20 protein-coding genes and 1 other RNA gene are annotated in these 20676 nt (G+C 33.5%); 10 read left to right on the top strand and 11 right to left on the bottom strand.

The annotated features are described in order from the left end of the window. The 3 genes from SVN78_02125 to SVN78_02115 all read left to right on the top strand — a co-directional run. Window positions 1–369: hypothetical protein (locus tag SVN78_02125; protein MDY6820400.1), on the top strand; the 369-nt coding region annotated here is incomplete at its 5' end. Window positions 370–479: 110 nt separating this feature from the next. Continuing rightward, window positions 480–2216 carry a long-chain fatty acid--CoA ligase gene (locus SVN78_02120; protein MDY6820399.1) on the top strand — a complete coding sequence of 579 codons (1737 nt, stop codon included), beginning with the start codon at window positions 480–482 and terminating at the stop codon, window positions 2214–2216. A gap of 327 nt (window positions 2217–2543) precedes the next feature. After that, a complete protein-coding gene (locus tag SVN78_02115; GenBank protein ID MDY6820398.1) occupies window positions 2544–3353 on the top strand; it encodes a hypothetical protein in 810 nt (269 codons plus the stop codon). Between the two features lie 166 nt (window positions 3354–3519). Here the strand turns inward: SVN78_02115 and SVN78_02110 are convergent, their stop codons facing one another. The 8 genes from SVN78_02110 to SVN78_02075 all read right to left on the bottom strand — a co-directional run bounded on the left by SVN78_02110 (window position 3520) and on the right by SVN78_02075 (window position 11560). Next, on the bottom strand, window positions 3520–4296 hold the full coding sequence (locus SVN78_02110; GenBank protein ID MDY6820397.1) for an acyl-CoA dehydratase activase: 777 nt from the start codon (window positions 4294–4296) through the stop codon (window positions 3520–3522). Between the two features lies 1 nt (window position 4297). After that, window positions 4298–5614: a 2-hydroxyacyl-CoA dehydratase family protein gene (locus tag SVN78_02105; GenBank protein ID MDY6820396.1), complete on the bottom strand. Its 1317-nt coding sequence runs from the start codon at window positions 5612–5614 to the stop codon at window positions 4298–4300. Further along, window positions 5611–6699 (bottom strand): 2-hydroxyacyl-CoA dehydratase family protein, encoded by a 1089-nt coding sequence (locus SVN78_02100; protein MDY6820395.1) that lies wholly within the window; start codon window positions 6697–6699, stop codon window positions 5611–5613. Before SVN78_02100 ends, SVN78_02105 begins: the two co-directional genes overlap by 4 nt. A gap of 331 nt (window positions 6700–7030) precedes the next feature. Continuing rightward, complete coding sequence (locus tag SVN78_02095; GenBank protein ID MDY6820394.1) at window positions 7031–7342, bottom strand: hypothetical protein; 312 nt, start codon at window positions 7340–7342, stop codon at window positions 7031–7033. Continuing rightward, window positions 7339–7503 (bottom strand): hypothetical protein, encoded by a 165-nt coding sequence (locus SVN78_02090; protein ID MDY6820393.1) that lies wholly within the window; start codon window positions 7501–7503, stop codon window positions 7339–7341. The genes SVN78_02095 and SVN78_02090 overlap by 4 nt, the downstream gene beginning before the upstream one ends. Before the next feature lie 229 nt (window positions 7504–7732). Beyond that, a complete protein-coding gene (locus tag SVN78_02085; GenBank protein MDY6820392.1) occupies window positions 7733–8491 on the bottom strand; it encodes an enoyl-CoA hydratase-related protein in 759 nt (252 codons plus the stop codon). A 133-nt stretch (window positions 8492–8624) separates the two neighbouring features. Continuing rightward, complete coding sequence (gene ade, locus SVN78_02080) at window positions 8625–10250, bottom strand: adenine deaminase (protein ID MDY6820391.1); 1626 nt, start codon at window positions 10248–10250, stop codon at window positions 8625–8627. Continuing rightward, on the bottom strand, window positions 10238–11560 hold the full coding sequence (locus tag SVN78_02075; protein MDY6820390.1) for an NCS2 family permease: 1323 nt from the start codon (window positions 11558–11560) through the stop codon (window positions 10238–10240). Before SVN78_02075 ends, ade begins: the two co-directional genes overlap by 13 nt. A gap of 98 nt (window positions 11561–11658) precedes the next feature. Here SVN78_02075 and ssrA point away from each other — a divergent pair. Beyond that, window positions 11659–12022: a transfer-messenger RNA gene (gene ssrA / locus SVN78_02070) on the top strand. A gap of 160 nt (window positions 12023–12182) precedes the next feature. Here ssrA and SVN78_02065 read toward each other — a convergent pair. After that, on the bottom strand, window positions 12183–13559 hold the full coding sequence (locus tag SVN78_02065; protein MDY6820389.1) for a TaqI-like C-terminal specificity domain-containing protein: 1377 nt from the start codon (window positions 13557–13559) through the stop codon (window positions 12183–12185). A 334-nt stretch (window positions 13560–13893) separates the two neighbouring features. Between SVN78_02065 and SVN78_02060 the strand changes: the two genes are divergently transcribed. The 3 genes from SVN78_02060 to SVN78_02050 all read left to right on the top strand — a co-directional run bounded on the left by SVN78_02060 (window position 13894) and on the right by SVN78_02050 (window position 15975). Next, the gene (locus SVN78_02060) at window positions 13894–14526 is read left to right on the top strand and encodes a ThaI family type II restriction endonuclease (GenBank protein MDY6820388.1); all 633 of its coding nucleotides are present in this window, start codon (window positions 13894–13896) and stop codon (window positions 14524–14526) included. Further along, a complete protein-coding gene (locus tag SVN78_02055) occupies window positions 14527–15447 on the top strand; it encodes a site-specific DNA-methyltransferase (protein MDY6820387.1) in 921 nt (306 codons plus the stop codon). It begins immediately after the preceding gene. 333 nt (window positions 15448–15780) lie between these two features. Further along, window positions 15781–15975 (top strand): DUF2281 domain-containing protein, encoded by a 195-nt coding sequence (locus tag SVN78_02050; GenBank protein MDY6820386.1) that lies wholly within the window; start codon window positions 15781–15783, stop codon window positions 15973–15975. A gap of 365 nt (window positions 15976–16340) precedes the next feature. Here SVN78_02050 and SVN78_02045 read toward each other — a convergent pair whose 3' ends face one another. Further along, a complete protein-coding gene (locus SVN78_02045) occupies window positions 16341–16931 on the bottom strand; it encodes a hypothetical protein (protein ID MDY6820385.1) in 591 nt (196 codons plus the stop codon). A gap of 25 nt (window positions 16932–16956) precedes the next feature. Further along, window positions 16957–18267 carry an HD domain-containing protein gene (locus tag SVN78_02040; protein MDY6820384.1) on the bottom strand — a complete coding sequence of 437 codons (1311 nt, stop codon included), beginning with the start codon at window positions 18265–18267 and terminating at the stop codon, window positions 16957–16959. Between the two features lie 591 nt (window positions 18268–18858). Between SVN78_02040 and SVN78_02035 the strand changes: the two genes are divergently transcribed. The 3 genes from SVN78_02035 to SVN78_02025 are packed head-to-tail and all read left to right on the top strand — an operon-like array spanning window position 18859 to window position 20438. Beyond that, window positions 18859–19287 carry a MarR family transcriptional regulator gene (locus SVN78_02035; protein MDY6820383.1) on the top strand — a complete coding sequence of 143 codons (429 nt, stop codon included), beginning with the start codon at window positions 18859–18861 and terminating at the stop codon, window positions 19285–19287. 52 nt (window positions 19288–19339) lie between these two features. Next, complete coding sequence (locus SVN78_02030) at window positions 19340–20242, top strand: permease (GenBank protein ID MDY6820382.1); 903 nt, start codon at window positions 19340–19342, stop codon at window positions 20240–20242. 16 nt (window positions 20243–20258) lie between these two features. Continuing rightward, the gene (locus tag SVN78_02025) at window positions 20259–20438 is read left to right on the top strand and encodes a hypothetical protein (protein MDY6820381.1); all 180 of its coding nucleotides are present in this window, start codon (window positions 20259–20261) and stop codon (window positions 20436–20438) included. Window positions 20439–20676 lie beyond the last annotated feature (238 nt).

Raw genomic sequence — 20676 nt, 5'->3', positions numbered from 1 at the left:
TGGAGTTTTACAAGTGAGGAAGAGACACCTTTTTACTTAAATTTAACAGAAACTGGTATTTCCCTTGCCCCACATTATGAATCCTCAAACTATGAACACGATGTAGGCACAGCCGAGGCTAGAACTGAGGCTATGCAAACAGTCCAAACACCAGCTGGCACCTTTGAATGTTATCCTGCCACATATGTTTTAAATACAAGTACAGGTAGTTTTATTACAGCAGCAGATACAGAAGTTACGGTAACAAGATGTTGGGCACCTGATTTAGGATACTATGTTACTGAAGATACACATGTGTTTATGAATGCAATGGTAGATTCTGAAGCAACAATCCATAAAGAGTTGACCTCTTATGAGCTAGCACAATAACATTGTTTTGTTCAATAAATTATTGAATATAAACTTTATTAAAGCTTGGCACTTTTTTGCCAAGCTTTTTTTACTTAAAAATAATTTAAACATTTTAGGAGGTAAGGATAATGGAAGTTGGTTCTAAAGAAGATGTAAAACCAATATATACTAAGGATAAATGGGTAAAAAGTTATGCAGAAGGCGTAAACTATAATATTGATATAAAAAAGAAAACTGTATTAGAGATGCTTTATGATTCAGCTAAAAAATATCCTAACAATACAGCACTTATCTTTGAGGGTTATAAATTAACTTATGCAAAGCTTGTTGAAATGATAGATAGGCTTGCAACGGCACTAGTAGAGATGGGTGTAAAAAAAGGTGATAAAGTTGCAACAATACTACCTAACATTATACATAAGGTTGTTAGTTATTATGCAATACAGAGAGCAAATGCAATAGCTGTTTTAAATAACCCTCTATATTCAGATGATGAGCTACAATATCAGCTAAATGACTCCTCATCAAAGATTGTTATAACAGCAGAACTGTTAAATCTTACAAACCGGTTAATTGACTTAAAAGAAAAAACTAAAATTGAAAAGATAATAACCTGCAACATAGGAGACTATCTGCCCTTTCCAAAGAGTATACTCTTTCCACTAGTTGCAAGAAAGCAGGGTTATAAATTTGATTTAAAAAAGGTAGATTTTTTATATCATTTTAAGGATTTAGTTAATAAAACTGAAGCAAAACCACCAAAATTAGATTTATCTTGGGAAGATACAGCCTGCTTACTATACACAGGAGGCACTACAGGTATATCTAAGGGGGTTATGTTAACCCATAAAAACTTAAGTTCCAATGTACAGCAAATTGCAGAGTGGTTTAAAGAATTTGAACCTACAGCTCCACAAGAAGTACATATGGGAGCGCTACCATATTTCCACAGCTTTGGTATGACCTGTTCCCTCAATTTACCTCTTACATGGGGAAGCACAGTAGTATTAATACCTAGACCCTATCCAGATCAATTACTTGAGGCAATAAAAAAATATAGGGTAACTTTTTTTGCGGCAGTACCTGCTATGTATGTTGGTATTGTTAACCATCCAAAAATAAAAGATTATGACCTTAGCTGCATTAAAGGGTGTTTCTCAGGTGCAGCACCAATTCCAGTTGAAATAATCAAAAAATTTAATGAATTGACAGGTGCCTCTATCTGTGAAGGATATGGCCTTACTGAGTCAACACCAGTTACCCATATTAACCCTTTTGGAGAAAGTGCCAAAAGAGTGCCAGGCTCAATTGGACTACCTATACCAAATACAGAATGTAAGATTGTAGATATAGAGCAAGGTGAAAAAGAAATGCCTATTGGCGAAGATGGTGAGCTCATTATTAAAGGACCACAGGTAATGAAAGGTTACTATGAAAAAATTGAAGAGACTAAAAATACAATTAGAAATGGATGGCTCTACACAGGTGATATTGCAAGGATGGATAAAGATGGATATTTTTATATTGTAGATAGGAAAAAAGATCTTGTAATTTCTGGTGGCTATAATATTTATCCAAGAGAAATTGATGAGGTTCTCTACAAACACCCAAAAGTTAAAGCTGCTGTTGCAGTAGGTATTCCTGACGAATACAAGGGAGAGGTTATCAAGGCCTACATTCAACTAAAAGACGGAGAGACTGCAACTGAAGAAGAGATAAGAGAATACTGTGATAAACATCTTGCAAAATATAAAAGACCAAAATATATAGAATTTCGTGATGATTTGCCAATAACGATAGTTGGTAAAGTACTAAGAAGAAAGCTCAGAGAAGAGGAAGCTAAAAAGCAAAAGGAAAAGAATTAATAATAATATTTTAGTTTTTGCTTAAGAATTTTCTAATCCAATAAGAGCTGCCTCATATGCTCCCATATATTTTGGGTGAGGGGATAAAAAAAATCTCCTCACCCATCTCTTCTTCAATCTTCAATCATTGATACAGAACATGCTTTAAACAAATAGGCTCAAGCATAGTAAACTAAAAGCTATGGACAAACCATCTGCTAAGGGCAAGATTTTTGTTTAAACAATATAATATCAATTTAAATATATTGATTTTTAGAAATTTGTTATTTACTTTTTTATAAATGCGGTATATAATTTAAAATAAAAAATATTATATAGGAGGTAAATATGTTAAAAAGATTATTTTTAACGGTTTGTGCCTTTAGTTTACTTACAACTGGCATTTTATTTGCAGATGCAAAGGATTATTTAGCACCAGAGGGAAGTACTTTTACTTTCCAGGTAACAGCAAAAGGAGATAATGGTGGTAGAACCCCAATTTTAGAGCCAATGGATGTTGACAACTACACTGAGACACACACCGTAAAAGGAATAGTTAGCATCTATCCTAAGGGGAAAGAAGGTAAGGAATTAACAGATTATGAAAAATATAACGCAAGCCATATCCAGATAACTAGACCCAAGGTATATGATGTAGTTACTAATTGGTATTATGCAATAGTAGATAATTCACTAGCACTTTACTATCAAGAAAATTCAAAGGGTGATAGAGAAGCATATTTTCATCCAGAGCAGTTTATATTTGTGCATTTTCCACTTGAAAAAGGATGGAGCTTCAAAAGCAAAGATGAAACTCCCTTTTACTTAAATTTAACAGAAACTGGTATTTCCCTTGCTTCAAGTTATGAATCAAAAAATTATAAAAAAGATAATGGTGTGATTGAAACCAAAATTGAGGCTAAAAAAACTGTGAAAACACCAGCTGGTACCTTTGAATGTTATCCCGTTACGTTCGTTTTAAAAACAGATACAGGTAGTTTTATTACAGCAGCAGATACAAAGATTACTACAACAAGGTGTTGGGCTCCCGATTTAGGATATTTTGTTACTGAAGATACACATTTGTTTATGGATGCAATGACAAATTCTGAGGCAACAATCCATAAAGAGTTGACATCTTATAAGCTAGCAAAATAACTTTGTTAACTGTACATTTAATGTATTAAGTATAAACCTTATTAAAGCTTGGCAAATACTGCCAAGCTTTTTTACTTAAAAATATTTAAAAATTATAGGAAGAAGATATAATAGAAGTATGTTCTAAATTAAATGAATACAAGTAACAGAAATATTTTATTTTAGCTTAAGAATTATCTAATCCAAGGAGTGCTGCCCCATAGGCGCCCATAAATTGTGGGTAAGGAGATAAGGTAGTCTTCTCACCCATCTCTTCTTCAATCATCTCCCTAATAGCTACATTATTAGCAACACCACCTGAAAGCATTAGGGGTGGTATAAAATTAACACTTTTTATCATTGCTATTATACGCTTAATAAGGGATCTGTGCAGCCCTTTTAGAACTAAGGCAATATCAGTTCCGCTTGAGATCATTGATATAATCTCAGTTTCTGCAAATACTGTACAAGTACTAGTTATTGGAACCTCATTCTCAGTTTTCATTGCAATCTCCCCTATTTCATTTACTGAATAACCGAGCCTGCCTGCAGTGTATTCTAAAAACCTACCCGTTCCAGCAGCGCATTTATCATTCATCGTAAAGTCAACTACATCACCACTAGAGTTAATAACTATAACCTTACTATCTTGCCCTCCAACATCAAGTAGTGTCCCACCATGACCAAAGATTTTAAAAACGCCTTTTGCATGGCATGTAATCTCAGTAACTACCTTAGTAGTTTGTTTTACTAATTTTCTACCATAACCTGTAGCTATAATAGGGATATCCTTTAAATCACCAAAATTTTCTCTTACAATACCAAAAAAACGTGCTAGTTGTTTTTCAATTGCTGGTTCAGTTTGCTCTAAATAATTCCATACCATTATACCAGAGCTGTCTACCCCAACAATTTTAGTTGTTGTTGAACCAACATCTATACCAAATGCGGATATTTTATTCATACTACCCCAACATCTCTACAAATGCAGATAAACGAGCCTCAACTTGCAACTCAGCATATGAACGAGGGTCATTATGGTCAGCCTCTAAGAGCAAAGATGGTACTTTACACTTTTTGCTTATAATGTTTCTTTGATCAACCTGTCCTACTGAATAGGGTTTGCAGGAGCGATCAGAATGTAAAAGAACTCCATCTATACTAAATTCATCAACCATCTTCATCATTTTATCTAGCTTATAGCCTGGGCTATGATTAAGTATTGGATTGATATATGTTCTTGCCATAGACTCTAGAGGCCTGTTATAATCTATTAGCGATGCTAACTCACCCCAGGCATCTGTATATGTTGAGGCAACAATTGAAATATTTTTACTAGCAAAATACTCAGATAAGTATCTAATTCTGTACCATATTGGCAAATTATCCCATAGAAGCCTCTTTCTTTCATTCTTAACAGCCCCTATACCTTTTGAGATCCTATCTTTAACCTCATTCAACATCTGACTATAAAAATCAACAGTTGTTTTTAAACCACGCATCTCAACTATTGGTGCCATATGTATAAATTGATCAAACACTGAGATAGGTGCTGGTCTATTTGCACAACATCTCATTATCTCATACCACAAATCTGTAGCATCCTTGCTATACATTGCAACCTTTGCAAATTTATTATAATCAAATCTCTTCTTTGAAACCTTCTCAGCTACTATGATTAAATTCTCTAATTGTTTCTTAACATATTCTATATCGTGATCTCTTTCCTTTTCATAGATAAAGGGGGTATCAATTAGCACAAGGGGGACTTTATAATAGTGGGAAAGCACACGGTACCAAGATAACACTGTTTGACAAATATTTGTACAAGCCACCAATAAATCTGGTTTTGGTAATTTTCCGACGGGTGTTTTTTTAGAAAGGGTTGTTCCAATATCTGTCCTTGCATAGGAACATAAATCCCTAGAGTAGCCACATTTCTCTGCTTCCGTTGAAATATCAACTGTCTTCCTTCGTGCCCCACATAAGGCTGCATGATTTTCTGGATATAACACGTAATAATCTAGCGTCTTTAGTATTTCAACAGGTGCTCCACTAGTTAGCCATGCTACTTTTTTAATACCCTCTACATGCTGACCTTCTAAGTAATGTCTCGCAATTAATTCCTTAGTCTTTGCATCAATCTTTAATGGTGGGGCTAGGATATCAGTACGCCATTTTGATGGGGCCTTCCTTTTCTCTAATCTTTTACGCTGGTATTTTAAAAAAGTATTACCGACTAATTTTACTTTCCAATAATATTGTATTAAATTTGTATTCACATTAAAGCCTCTAAAAATGCCTCTATTCTTGTAACTACCTGTTGAGAAAGAGGGCTATTAATATCTACTTCAACTACAAGTGAAGAAATGCCTGCATCATTTAAGGATTTTCTAATTTCAGGTAGGTCAAAAAGTTCGGGCTCACAAAATTTAACAATATAAAATAAAACCCCTTTAGCACTATCTCCACTATCAACTAAATTTTTTAAATGCTTAATCCTCTCCTCAATTAGATTGCCACGCGTTGAGTCGGGAGGACCATATATGATCCTTTCAGCCATTCTTTTAAAAGGGTTATCACTATTTCCAGCTTTATAAACTCTTCTACCGCTACAAGCAAAATCATCGGCAACAACAATTACTTTCATTTCATCAAAGATATCAAATATTTCCATAGGTTCTGGCACTAGACCTGAAATAACTATTTTTGCATTACAAAATATCTCATTGTTAGATTTACACTCTTTTATAACTTTGTCTGTAAAATCTATAAATTCTTCAGCTGGCAAATATTCTCTAAGGCGTACTAATCTATAAAACTCTTTATTATTTACATTTAGAAAACACCTTTTCTTATAAAGCTCTGCTAGCTTTTTATCTGCCTCTTCTTCTAAGAATATGCATTCCATTAATTTGTTGTCTGGCGGTTTTAACCCTGTTAAATCAACCAACCTATTATATAGGGTTTTTAACTCCATTTCAAAAAACTCTAAATCAATATCCCTTTTTCCCCTTGGTATATAAAGAGGGAAGACAGGCTTGTTGGTATCTATAAAATCAATAAGTAGACCACCTAAATCTTGCAAGGAGTCACATGCATGGGGGGTTATAACTAGATCAACAATATCCATATCCTTTGATTGTAAAAAGGCTAGTAAACTGTGGGCAATTGAACAAATATATTCTTGTAAATGAATACTCCCAGCAGTTCTATCTATTTTTGGTGGACCCCATACCTCAACAGGCAATATATTAAAAGCCCGTAATAAACTTCTTGGGTAGTGTATGGGAAGAACTGCTGCGATCTTTCCATCACTGTCTTTAAACTGTTTACATACATCTGTTCTTTTTGGAAATTCTAACATTAATTTCTAAAACATCCTTTTTAATATATACCTAACAAATATTTTGGTAACATTTAAACTACCCCTTTTAAAAGATATAAAATTATTTTATTTAATTTTTAAGTGGATGTCAAGTAGTTAGCCCCTCTTTTTCCTCTCACAAAACATGTTTCGTGAATTATTAGGATGTGTTATCAAATTAATTAATAGTTACACAAATAAGGGTATCAATAAATTTGATTTTTTTAACTTTCATATTTTTAAATATATGGTAACTATATCAATATTCTATAAAAATATTCTAATTCAACAAAGATCCACTAAGAATAATATTCAAAAAATTGTTTACAGTTTAATCCTTGTGCCATGGGAGTCTGGCATTGGGATCTGACCAAAATGCGGCCAAGAAGATGGCTATCACAAAGCCCCCAATCCAAAAAGCAACGATCTCTGAGCTATCCCATGCGGTACCTTTAGAGGCCTTAAGGATAACCTCACCTACAATGAAGTTAATAAAACCCCACAATACGTTGAGGACAGCGGAGCTGTCACGCTTGAAAGGCGTCATGTGACGGTGTCCACAGATCCCTTTAACAAAATGAGGAATACCATTAACAAGGAGCACTCCAGCCAAAAAACAACCAACTATACTTAGGATAGTCATAGCTTGACCTCCTTAGGGTTGGGCATAAAAGAAATTCTAAGGGAAAATATATAAGCCTCTAGGGCTGTCATAAAAGATGGGCTATCTAATTCTTCAATAGGACAAATCTCTTTTATGTTTATTAAATGATTTTCTTTGAAATTGAATTTATACACTTCCATTAAAGCTTTCTTTGCCCACAACTATATCAAAAACCACTATGCCTTAATCAAATAGACCAACGAAATACACACTTTCCCCTATATCTATAGTCAAATATCCACAACATACATTAATTATATTAATAGCTATTTTATAATATAATATCTAAAAATTAGCAGAATGTCAACTCAAGGAATATTCTATTTATATATACACTAATACGTAATAATTTTAGTTGTAAAAAATAAATCACCTTTTCAAAAGTTTCTTAAGTAATGTTTTATGCTCCTTTGACTGTATCATTATAGCCTGATGAGAAAATTCCCATTCTAAAGCCTCTGAAAAAGACATATGTAAACTGTTATCAAGGGCCTCTTTGATTAAGGATAGAGCGGCAGGTTCTTTTTTTGATAACTTTTTAGCTACCTCTAAAACAGCAGCGTCAAGCTCATTTTCGTCAACAGATTTATAGATTAATCCAATTTCTTTTGCCTCTTTGCCAGAAAACTCCTCTCCTAGCAATGCTAACTCCTTTGCTTTTGCAAGGCCCACAAGTCTTGGAAGATAATAACTGCCTCCTCCGTCAATCATTGCATTAATATTTACAAAAACCTCAGAAAAACGTGCGTTATTGCTAGATACTACAAAATCACCTGCTAGTGCTAAATTAGCACCGAAACCATAAGCAACACCTCTAACCTTTGTAACTATTGGTTGATCTAAATTGTGAAGTTGCAGCATAACTTTCCTCAAACCCCTTAACATATTTAATGTCTCAGGGGCATAATCAGCATTTGCAAGTAGGTTTAAATCTGCGCCAGATGAGAAGTTGCCTCCTGCACCTGATAATATAATAACCTTAATCGTTTTATCATTTTCAATTTTTTCTAAAACCGACTTAAAGCATTCAACCATACTAGCATCAATAGCGTTCATAACACTTGGGCGATTCATAATTAAATTACAAATTGGACCATCTTTTTCTAATATAATACTTTCACTTGACATTTTACCTCTCCATATAACTTATTTATACTATTTTATTTTTAATTTTATATTAAAATTCCTTTATAATCAATACGCCATTATATATATTATAAATTAAAATAAGTTCCTATCAATTTTAAATTAATTAGTCTTTTTAGAGCAATTTAGATAGATCTACATCATATAACCCAGCAGTTGTAAGCTTTATATGAGGGATTACCTCTAAAGCCATAAAGGATAAAAGAGTGAAGGGTTCTTTTAAAGTGCACCCCGTTTTTTTAACCATTTCATTTAAATTTTTTAAATCTTTAGTTAATTTTGATGGATTCTCGCTTGAAATAATACCTCCAATATTAAGCCTTACTGTCTCATAATTAATGCCATCAAAACAGACAAGCCCACCATCAATATTAATAATTTTATCTACAACATTTTTAATAGCCTTATCAGATGTGCCAACTGCAACTATATTATGACAATCATGTGATATTGAACTACCAATAGCTCCTTTTTTAAGACCAAAACCTTTTATTCTAGCTGCAGCACTTAAATTTCTATTATACCTATCAATATTAACCAATTTTAAAATATCTCTATCAATTACATATTCAGGATGTTTATAATCTTTATCTAAATATTCTTTTTCTGTTATCAAAGAATTTTCTTTTACTTTTATTATAATATGCTCTACATTTTCATTTAATTTAGGAATTAATAAGGGCTCTTTGACATTTATGCTGTGTAATAAATTATCTGGGGTATGAAATTTATTATAGTTTTCTTTGAATATTTTACCTTTAATAATAGTTTTATTGACAAAGAAATTTTTCATATCCTCAAATATAACTAAATTTGCAGGCATTCCTTCACTGGCTAACCCACCCTCAAGATTATAATATTTAAACCCATTAATTGTAGCAAGTTTTAGAGCCAAAAGTGGATCAAGACCTGCCTTTACTGATTTTCTTAGGTGAAAATTTATATGTCCACTTTGGGCTATATCTAAAGGAGATTTATCATCTGTACAAAACATTATATTATGGGGATATTTTTCTGCTAATTTATAAGCACCGACTTCAGTTGTCGCTGAAGAGCCCTCTCTTATAAAGATATTTAAGCCTGCCTCTAACTTTTCCTTAATCTCCTCTGCACTCTCACATTCATGGTCATCCTCTATTGAGCCATAATTTATGTAGTTAATTAATTTCTCTCCCTTTAATTGTGGCGCATGACCGTTAATCCTTTTATTTTTGGTAATGGCGTAATTTATTTTTTCTAAGAGGCCTCTCTTTTTTATCAACACCCCTTCAATATCCATAACCTCACCTAAAGCAACAACCTCATCCTTCGAAAGTAATGAATTAATATCATTTACTGTCAAAGAACCGCCGCCTTTTACAATATTTGTTGCAGGCACACAACTACTAGCTGCAAATTTTATATCTATATCAGATAGTTTTGCATTCTCTATAAAATAATTAACCCCAGAGATACCTGAAACATTGGCTATCTCATGGGGATCGGCAATAACACATGTTGTTCCATAATTTGCCACAAATTGACCAAAATAATAGGGGGACAAATATGAGCTCTCTATGTGACAATGACAATCAATAAGAGATGGGCTTACTAACCTTTCATCTGCATTAATTACAGTTTCACCATTTATGCTTACATCGCTTATCTTAGAAATAATACCATTTTTTATGCCAATGTGACATTTTTTAAATCTATAATTCTTAAAATCTGGTATTAGTGCATTATTTATTACAATATCCATTTTATAATACCCTCATAAAAAAATTTTAATAAAAACAGAAGCATTAAAATCCACATTAGTGGTGTAGTCTCTTGTATTTTACCAGTAAAGAGTTTTAAAATTGGATATACTATAACACCTATAACTATACCATTGGCAATACTAAAAGTAAAAGGCATAAAAACAATTAGCAAAAAAGATGGTAAGGCCTCAGTAAAATCAGACCAATTAATATCTCTAACAGAGCTCATCATATAAGAACCAATTATAATAAGAGCGGGGGATACTGCAAATATAGGAATTGAGGTGGCAATTGGAGCAATAAATATAGAGAGCAAGAAAAGAATGCCAACCACAACGCTTGTTAGCCCTGTTTTTCCACCAGCTAGTATCCCAGAAGAGCTCTCTACATATACTGTAACAGGTGACGTTCCAAGAGCTGCACCAAACATAGTTGAAACAGCATCTATACTTAAAGCCCTTGTCATTCTAGGCAATTCGCCATTAACAAGAAAACCGCCAAGTTTTGAGACCCCCAAAAAAGTACCAGTAGCATCAAATAGAGCAACAAAAAGTATTACAAATATAACTGAAAGATAGCTAATATCTAATATATTTAATATGTCAAGCTTTAAAAATACAGGTTCAATTGATGGGGGCTTACTGATAAACCCATTAAACTGACTAACACCAAGAATAATTGAAATTACCCATACAAACACTACACCTATCAAAATTGCGCCTTTGACATCCCTTGAGCGTAGAATAGCTATAACAACTAATCCAACTATAGCAAGTAAAGGTGAGGTATTAGTCATATCCCCTAGTGATAAAAAAGTGCTACTATTTGAAACAATAATACCCGATTCCTTTAAACCAATAAAAGAAATAAACAAACCAATGCCAACAGAGATTGAGCTTTTCAAACTCTCTGGTATACCCTTGATTATTAAATTCCTAATCTTAAGGATAGTTAAAAGTAAGAAAATTAGTGCTGCCATAAAGACAGCACCTAATGCAGCTTGCCAACTATACCCCATTTGACCAACAACAATATAAGCAAAATATGCAGTTAACCCCATTCCAGGGGCAAGTGCAAAAGGGTAATTTGCCAGGATACCCATTAAAAGACAACCAAATGCAGAGCCAATTACCGTTGCTATCAATACAGCCGAAGGATCCATACCTGTTTTAGATAATATAGCCGGGTTAATAAATATTACATAAGCCATTGTCACAAAGGTAGTTATCCCAGCTAATATCTCACGCGCAATTGTAGTATTTTTTTCTTTTAATTTAAAAATATTATATATTAAATTTTTAAAAAACATCCTTATAATATAACAAAAATTTTATAATTATTAATAGCTTTTAATTGCAAAAACTTAAGATCTTTACAATTAATTATTAAATTATATATTCTAATTATGGGGGTGTAAAGGATTCGACGGGGAGTCGAAAAAGAAGGTGGTGCATGCCCTGCGTGCTTAAGGCAGGTAAAAACTTAAGCAATTACAAAAATAACCGAAGACGAAAGTCTAGCACTCGCTGCTTAATAAATAGCAGCGACGCCCTTAAGTAGCTTGCCTGGGGCTATTTAAGGGTGCCAAACTACCAGGCTGTGAAGCTTAGCCTTTGCCTTAAGGGGCTGGGCTTCGAAAATTGAACTTAAGGCGATCCATAACGAGGCTGCCTGTGGCCTTGTTATGGATTAACAAACACAGGATAAGCATGTAGGACCATCGCTTAAGTAGACTCTTCGGACGCGGGTTCGATTCCCGCCACCTCCACCAAAATAAAAAAGTCTTCATACTCCAATAATACAGCACATTTAAAGAAATCCTCTGACTTCGCAAGTCAGATTTTCCCCGTAAATAAGCCATTTCAACCCATCTTACCCCATCCTTCGACTTCGCAAGTTGAATTTTTTATTTTCCCACAGACAAATAAGATTTAATATTTTTGTTCTTCAATGATTTTGATCTCTTCTTCAGTAAGTCCATACAACTTATAGACAAGTTGGTCGATTTGCTTTTCATACTCGTGGACCTTAGCTTGCTTGTCAGGGTTTTCTAAATAGTCTTCATCTTTGGTAATGGCGAGGATTTTGTCAACAACACTCGCTATTGCACCTTGCGTGTTTTCATTGGCCTTAATAAGAGGAATGTTCACAAGAGGCTCCTTATCAATTTGATAATTTGTTCCTTGCATTTTCCCTTTGTGCCTCAACCAGAATTCTATTAACCGTGAATTAAGTACTCCAACGAGATACTTTTGGTTGATACGCTCGGTTTTGATAATGTAAAAAGTCGCTGACACATAGCTGTCGAAATCAACATAAATAAAAGTTGGACGAGCACATTTTCTCACCACAATAATTTTTTCTCCTTTGAAAAAAAACTCGTCTCTGGCTCGGTGAAGTCCATAAGGTTTATTGTCCGATGTAATGACTTTTTTAAACCTATCAAGATGTTTCTTAATGTTAGGATATCTTTCTACTATTTTTTTATCTTTAAAACTTGAGTCTGTATAGATAATCCATTTTTGATTATGTGGATTGGCTTTCCATCTGTTTAATTCTTTAGTTGTAAAAAAAGGTTTTATGAGTCTGAGCTCGGCTTTAGATAGTTGTAAGGCTTTAAGTTCTTGAGTTGTTAATGTAAAAATTCCTTCACCAATTTCGAAATCTTCACCTAATATTTTTTGAGATGCCTTATTAAGATATTCTTGCGGACATACTATACCTTGCGCAACTTCCTTTTGCGGATCCAAAAAAAAATTGGATTTTCCCAATATCTTCTCAAGAATGTTTTGAACATTAGAAGCGCTAAACGTAAGAGCTTTATTAATAAATTTAGATCGCTGAATTTTCAGCGTCAAATACTCTGTTTTGGCACTTGATTCTTTGTTTAGGATCATAACAACATCATTAATTTCAGCATCATTGCTTATCAATTTTCTGTAATCAAAAAAATAATTTTCTAAATTAGTGCTCTTTTTTAAGATTATTACCATTGTTTGAATGCCAGCCTCAAAAATTCTATATGCACCAAAATCAATAAGACTCAAGATCTGCGTATCTTGAATGACCTTATTTCTCATCTTTGAAGCACCATAACTTGTAACCCAATTGTTTTGAGCTATAAACGTAAGGATCCCGTTTTGTTTTAGCATGTCTATACCTTTACACGCGAACATATACCATAAGTCCATCTTTCCCTGATAGTATGGTGAGTCTCTGAGCCCATCAAATGCTGAACGATTAACATATTCTTTCACATAGGGTGGGTTAGCAATCACTACATCAAATCCATCTGTTACACCGAACATCCACTCTGGGTCAAACCAATCAGTTGACGCATTTTGATCAAAGGGGTCAAAATTTCCTCTGACTTCGCAAGTCAGATTTTCCGCATATTTAAGCCATCACAGCATCCTCTGACTTCGCAAGTCAGATTTTCCCCGTAAATAAGCCATTTCAACCCATCTTACCCCATCCTTCGACTTCGCAAGTTGAACAATTTTTAATATTATTGCATCGTTTTATGGAAGTTGATAAAATAAGCTAGTATAATATGCAACAAAAAGATCTAAACTATAAGTTCAATTTCTATAGAAATGAGTTATACGCCATTTTGCTCATGAAAGTATGGAAAAATAAAAAATGTCCAGTTGTTTAATTGAAATATTCGAAGACATAAAACTTGTAGAGAAGATAAAAGGGCGTTTACCCTACCTCTTCCAACTTGCAGAATTAGAAAGTTCAAGAGCAGGTAAGACGGGAATGGAGGTGGGCTCTGCCCGTGAACGAATAATCATTGCTTTGCTCATTTATAAATTTGGTGAATCAAATGTAGAGACTAAACTACCTATTACCGAGCCAGAAGTTGATTTAAAGTTATTTGATGAGCCAATATCTATAAAAACAATTACAGGTAAGAGTTTTGGCGGTGTCAAACTTATATGGACTGTAGATACTCAGAAAGCAAAAGAATTTCGTGAGAGCTATTATCCGCATTGCGATATCCTACTTGTTCAAATTAACTGGAATGACACAGGAGGATTTTATTATATACCATTAGCAACTCAAAAACGGCTTTTTGATAAAATAGGCAGAGAAAATTATATTAAACTTCCAAAATCCGGAACAAATCCAAGAGGTGTTGAGATTACTAAAGAGGCATTGTCAAGTTTAGTTGAGGATAGTATGTCCAGAAGAATCGTAATAAATTGGCAAAAAACAAAAATTGAGTTTAATCCTTATAAAAGATGGGTTGATCTCTGGAGGGGAGATTAAATGGGAAACTATAAGAAAAAAGATGGGACGAAAACAAGTGCATTCGGCTCTCCTGGAAGAATTAATCATAATTCTACTTCGTTTTACACAAGCAGGTTATATGAGGGACTTCCCAAGGAGGAGAGAACCAAGTATGTGGAAAATCCAATACCATCCAAATTTCTTGACAAAATCTTTTGCAAGACAAGTGAAGAAATGAAGGAATTGCCAGATAATAGTGTTCATCTAATGGTTACTTCTCCACCTTACAATGTTGGAAAAGAGTACGATGAAAATCTTACCCTGAGTGAATATAGATCATTTTTGAAAAGAGTATGGAGCGAAGTTAAGAGAGTTCTTGTCCCCGGTGGAAGAGCGTGTATTAATATTGCCAATCTTGGAAGAAAACCGTACATTCCTCTCCATGCATTTATCGTTGAGGATATGCTTGATTTAGGTTTTTTAATGAGAGGCGAAATTATCTGGAATAAAGCTTCAAGTGGTAGCTCTTCGACTGCTTGGGGTAGCTGGCTTTCGGCTAAGAATCCTACACTTAGGGACATTCATGAATATATTTTGGTCTTTTCTAAAGGTATGTTTTCAAGGGAAAATCTCGGAAGAGAAAGCACAGTTTCTAAAGAGGAGTTTCTTGAATTTACTAAAAGTGTGTGGACTTTTGCCGCAGAACCAGCGACAAAAGTTGGCCATCCTGCACCATTTCCAGTTGAATTACCTCGCAGACTAATCCAACTTTACACTTTTGAGGGTGAGGTTGTTCTGGATCCGTTTATAGGAAGCGGGCAGACTGCAATCGCATCGATAAAAGTAAATCGCCATTATGTTGGGTATGAAATAAATGAAGAATACGTGAAATTGGCAGAAAAACGAATTAAAGAATTCTCTTTAAAGTTTAATTCTCCTAAGTTGCTTGGACTTGACTAGGAAAAGAATGGTAGAAAAGGCGAAACGGCGGGCTTAATAAAAGGCGATATATTTTGATAAATTCTTCCGACTTCGCAAGTCAGATTTTCCCCGTATTCACGCCATCACAGCCCATACTCCCACTTCCCACAACTTCGCAAGTTGAATTTTTGATTCTTGAATAATTTTGCGGAAGTCAGTATAATAAGTTAACTTAACAATTATTTATAATATCGCTAATAATTAATATATTCATACAATATGCAACAATATGGCATATATTATATATATAGAAACTAGTTATTAAGAATACCTTAAGCTAGGGGCCTACAAAATAAATGATGAGGCGAAGATATGGAGCTTAAAGAATTAATATTAAAGGAAATTGAAAATATTCCTGAGAAGTATCTTGCAGAGGTACTGGATTTTATACGTTTTTTAGAGACAAAAGCGTTGGAAGAAGGGAATAGAACAGCAATTGCCAGCGAAACGTCCCTTAAGAAAGATTGGCTAAGACACAAGGAGGATGAAGCTTGGCAAGATTTGTAAAGGGTGATCCTCTGACTTCGCAAGTCAGATTTTCCCCGTAAATAAGCCATTTCAACCCATCTTACCCAATCCTTCGACTTCGCAAGTCGGGATTTCAAGTCGAGATTTCTATTAGACCTTGCATAAAAAGCACAATTTTGTAGTATAATATCATTATCTTTAGAGTTACTTACTCATAAGTTAGTAACTCATGAGTAAGTAATAGAGGTGACTAATATGTTTATTGGCAGAAATTCAGGAGGAACAAAGGTCTGTCGAAGAATGCAAAAAATTGGCTGTAAAAATGGAACAAATAATTGAAGCTAAAATCTCTGAAGTCTGGGGGCAATGAAATTTAGTTTTTAATGGGGGATATATGGAAGAAACTAAACACTCTCATTTTTCTGATCATACTCATATTTCCACAATTTTTTGCAACTATGATCTTTCAATTTAGATTTCTTAGACTTCACTTTATTTAAAAAATATTCCACTTTTTGATATGCTTTTTCTAAATCTTCTTCGTTAAATTTATTACCTTTCCAACTCTTAAACTCTTTAAGAACATTATCTTTACTGGTTTCATCGCCTAACTCATTTAATGCCATTTTACAATAAAGCATCGTACCCAGGAGTTCCATATTATTAAAACTATGGTCAAAATTAAAAATTTTTTCTTCCAGAAAAGTTAAATTATCATCTAAATTTTCATTTATCTCTCCAACAGGTTCTTTGTCATCTTTAAATAAAATTTTATTACCATCCATATTGATAAAGCCTTCTTGCTCTAAAAACTGAATCTCACTAGCAAGTCCATGACTAAAAGGCCCGTATTTGTAACCTTCAAAAGTATATTGACAAGGTTCACCTAGTTCCTGAAGAAAAAAAGTTATTTTTTGTAGAACAATTTTTGTAATATCACTATTATGGTCGTTAAGTTTTTTTATTAAACTTAATAGCCATTTATGGTTTGACATAAATTTCCCCCATATATATTTTCCTTTATTTTTTAAGCCGTTCTTTTAAGTTTTTATATATTTTTTCGGCTTCTTCTTTTTTTTCTGATATAATATAAACCCTATAAATTACAATGGGTTCTTTTAATATTTCCAAAATTACAGATAAATCAAGCAAGTCATATTTTTCGCCATCCTTAATAACTACATAGCCCGTTTCTTCCTTCTCATCACTTTGTTTAATCAACTTATGAATTTTTATAGTTTCTTTAAACTTAAAATAATCTTCATTTTCTTTAAAACCTTTTTCTTTTAACTCTTGAATAAATCCATTGTATTCATCTGCATATTCTTTTTCTTCTGCTTTTACTTCTAAGTCAAACACAGCATGAAGTTTATTTTTTCCTCTCAATAAAGTTGTTGCAAGTTTATCCTTTTCTCTGTACTTTCTTTTAATAATCTCAAATATATAATTATCATCAAAAAGAAAAAATTTATCATAATCTATATCTAAACCACTATCTTTAGTAAAAATTCCACAATCAATTTCATCCTTATGCATTTCAATAAATTTTTTAAGAACTATATCGTAACCCTTTCTTGTTCTATGAAAGGGTACTTGCATATTATAGTAGTACCTAGCTAATATAAGTGATTCCACTGAATGGATATTACCATACTTTATTGTAAAACTTTCAGTCTCTCTTGAAAAATCAAAACTACTTATAAATCTTTGGAAATCATATAACCCATATTTCACCCCACACATATAAGAATCGCGTAGCAAGTAATCCGCTCTATCAGCATCAAATGAATCTGAAAGAATTTGTTTTAAAAACCTATATTTACTTGTTAATTTTCCTTTGAAAAGATTCGCTACAACTTTAGGGTTGATGTTATTCTTATTAAAAATACTCAAAAAAGGTTCATAATTCAATACAATATGTTTACTTACATCTTCATGGGTAGTACCTTCATTCAAAAATATATCTTCAGTCGCATGAGAAAATGGCATGTGTCCAATATCATGCAAAAGAGCAGCAAAACGTAATACTTTAAAAAACTTTACAGTATCACCCATCACCTCATTTAAACTATTATAGTTATTGCGATATAACTCAAGAAATATGTTAGTAGCAGATTGTAAAACACCCAAAGAATGCGGAAATCTTGTATTTTCTGCTGCTGGATAAACATATTTAGTTAGTGCTAATTGATGAATACGTCTCAATCGCTGAAAAAGCTCAGAATCCACCATTTCCAGTTCATCTTCTGTAAGCCAGATAAAACCATAAATAGGATCTCTGAATCTATGTTTTATACCAATTTCCCCTAGAAGATCTGAGTAATTTACCAAACTTTAAAAACCTCTTTTTAATTAATTATATCATCTCAAAACTTTAAAAGCAAACTTAAAGCAAGATTTTTACTCCATTTTAAGATAGCAATCTTTATTCTTTTACCATAAGAGCATAATATTTAAACCACATCACTTATCTTCTGGAAATCTTTTACTTATGAAAACAAAACATAAATTTTCTTTATATTAATTCTGGTCTCTGGGTAGATAACTTTTATTTAATTTTTTGGTGTGTGTAGATTATAGTGCGATAAATTATAGTTACAATCCGTTATAAAAAAATATAATGATAATTTATTTAATTGAACAAATTGTAACAGTTAGATACTGAAAGTTAAATACGGATTAATTCGGATCTCCCGACTTCACAAGTTGATTTTTCCCCATCCATACGCCATTCCTCTGACTTCGCAAGTCAGATTTTCCCCGTAAATAAGCCATTTCAACCCATCTTACCCAATCCTTCAACTTCGCAAGTTGAATTTTTATAAAATGATAGTAAAATATAGTTGACAGCGTCAACCAATAGGATTATTATTTTTATGAATTAATCAATGGCCTTGATGTAATTTTTTTAGTGGAGTTATAATGAAAAAAGGTACTATTTCAGATGTAAGTAGGTCGTTAATAGAAATTGCTTGGTACTTTGGCCCTAAAGGTCTAAATGGTGAGTGCTGTGAAAACCTTACTATGCCAGAATTCATAGCATTAGATAAAGTCTCAACCACACCTCATTGCGCAGTACAAGATATCGGTTATCGCCTCGGTTTTACAAAAAGTGGCGCAACTAGAGTTGTTAACCGACTTGAAAAAAAAGGATATATTAAAAAGATTAAATCCAATGAAGATGGAAGAATCTGTTGCGTGGAAATAACAAAGGCCGGAGAACACATTTTATCGTCTGCTAATGCCTATTATATGAAACAACTTCATATCATCGCTGCAAAGATGCCAGAGTATACAATGGAAGACATAATTAAATTAATTGCATCAATGGCAAAAGCTATGGAGGAATAATTTTTTGCACTTAAAGTTGACAGTGTCAACCATATAATAAGGAGATATTGAAATGAACAACCTGATGAATACCATTCAATATTTTTTGATCATCACTACTGAGTTAACAGTTCTTTTTTTAGGCATTAGCACAGTTGTTGCACTAATACTAATGTATATACCCCAAGAAAAACTCAAACAGTGGCTCACAAGACGTGGAATTTGGGGCAACTTTCTAGGTGCCGTAGTTGGTTCGCTCACCCCTTTTTGCGCATGCTCAACCATACCAATGACACTTGGTATGCTAAACGCTGGAGCACCCTTTGGACCGATTATGTCATTCGTCATTGCCTCCCCTTTGCTAAACCCCATTATTATTAGTATGATCTGGGCCCTAATGGGGATAAAAGCGTGTTTATTCTATTTCGGAGTTACTTTTATGGGATCGGTGATCTTCGGTATTTTTCTTGAAAAAATCGGTGGGGCAAAATATGTTAAACGCGTGAGGATTAAGTCAAACTGTTGTAACACTACCCCAGATTCTGCTAATAGTCCTATAGTATTTTCTGGAAAATTAAAAGCATCATTTTTCTCCGCATGGAGTGATTTCAGAGCTGTTCTAGTTTATCTGCTTGTTGGTGTTGCAATAGGTGCTGGAATTTATGGATACGTCCCACAAGACCTCGTGGTAAACATAGCTGGAGCCAACAACCCAGTTGCCATTCCTGTCGCAGCTAGTATTGGTGTTCCTCTTTACATAAGAGCTGAAACAGCCATTCCAATTGGTTTAGCTTTATTGCAAAAAGGCATGAGCATGGGAGCAGTTATTGCTCTAATAATCGGAGGCGCTGGTATGGCGATACCTGAAATGTCCATGCTTGCAAGTATTTTTAAGGTGCGCCTAGTTTGCTCAATCGTTGTTGTCATTTGGACAACAGCAGTTGTAGGCGGATACTTATTTAACTCAATAATTTAACTAAAAGGAGGAAATCATGGAAAACAAAAAAAAGACCAATTTTTTCAAAAAAATCTTTGGGAAAAAATCTACTTGTTGTTCACTAGAGTTTGAAGAAATTAATTCAGAGGATAATAAGACTTCATCTAAACCTAAAGAAAGCACTGAAACAAATTGCTGTTGTCCACAAGGAGATAGTAATAAAAAAAATAATTGACTCCTTCAACTGGTAGAATCATATAGCATTAAAACTAAATAAAGGCCTTGATGTGATTTATTTAACGTGAGATTTATACTATACATTTAACTTATATAGAAATTAGTTATTAAGAATACCTTAAGATAGGGCCTACAAAATAAATGATTAGCACAAAATATGGAGCTTAAAAGAATTAATCTTAAAGGAAATTGAAAATATTCCTGAAAAATATCTTGCGGAGGAAAATAAAAATGGC

This window comes from Deferribacterota bacterium (assembly GCA_034189185.1).
Taxonomy (GTDB): Bacteria; Chrysiogenota; Deferribacteres; order Deferribacterales; family UBA228; genus UBA228.
Note: the sequence above shows the minus strand (reverse complement) of the source record. Positions and strands in the feature narration are given on the sequence as shown.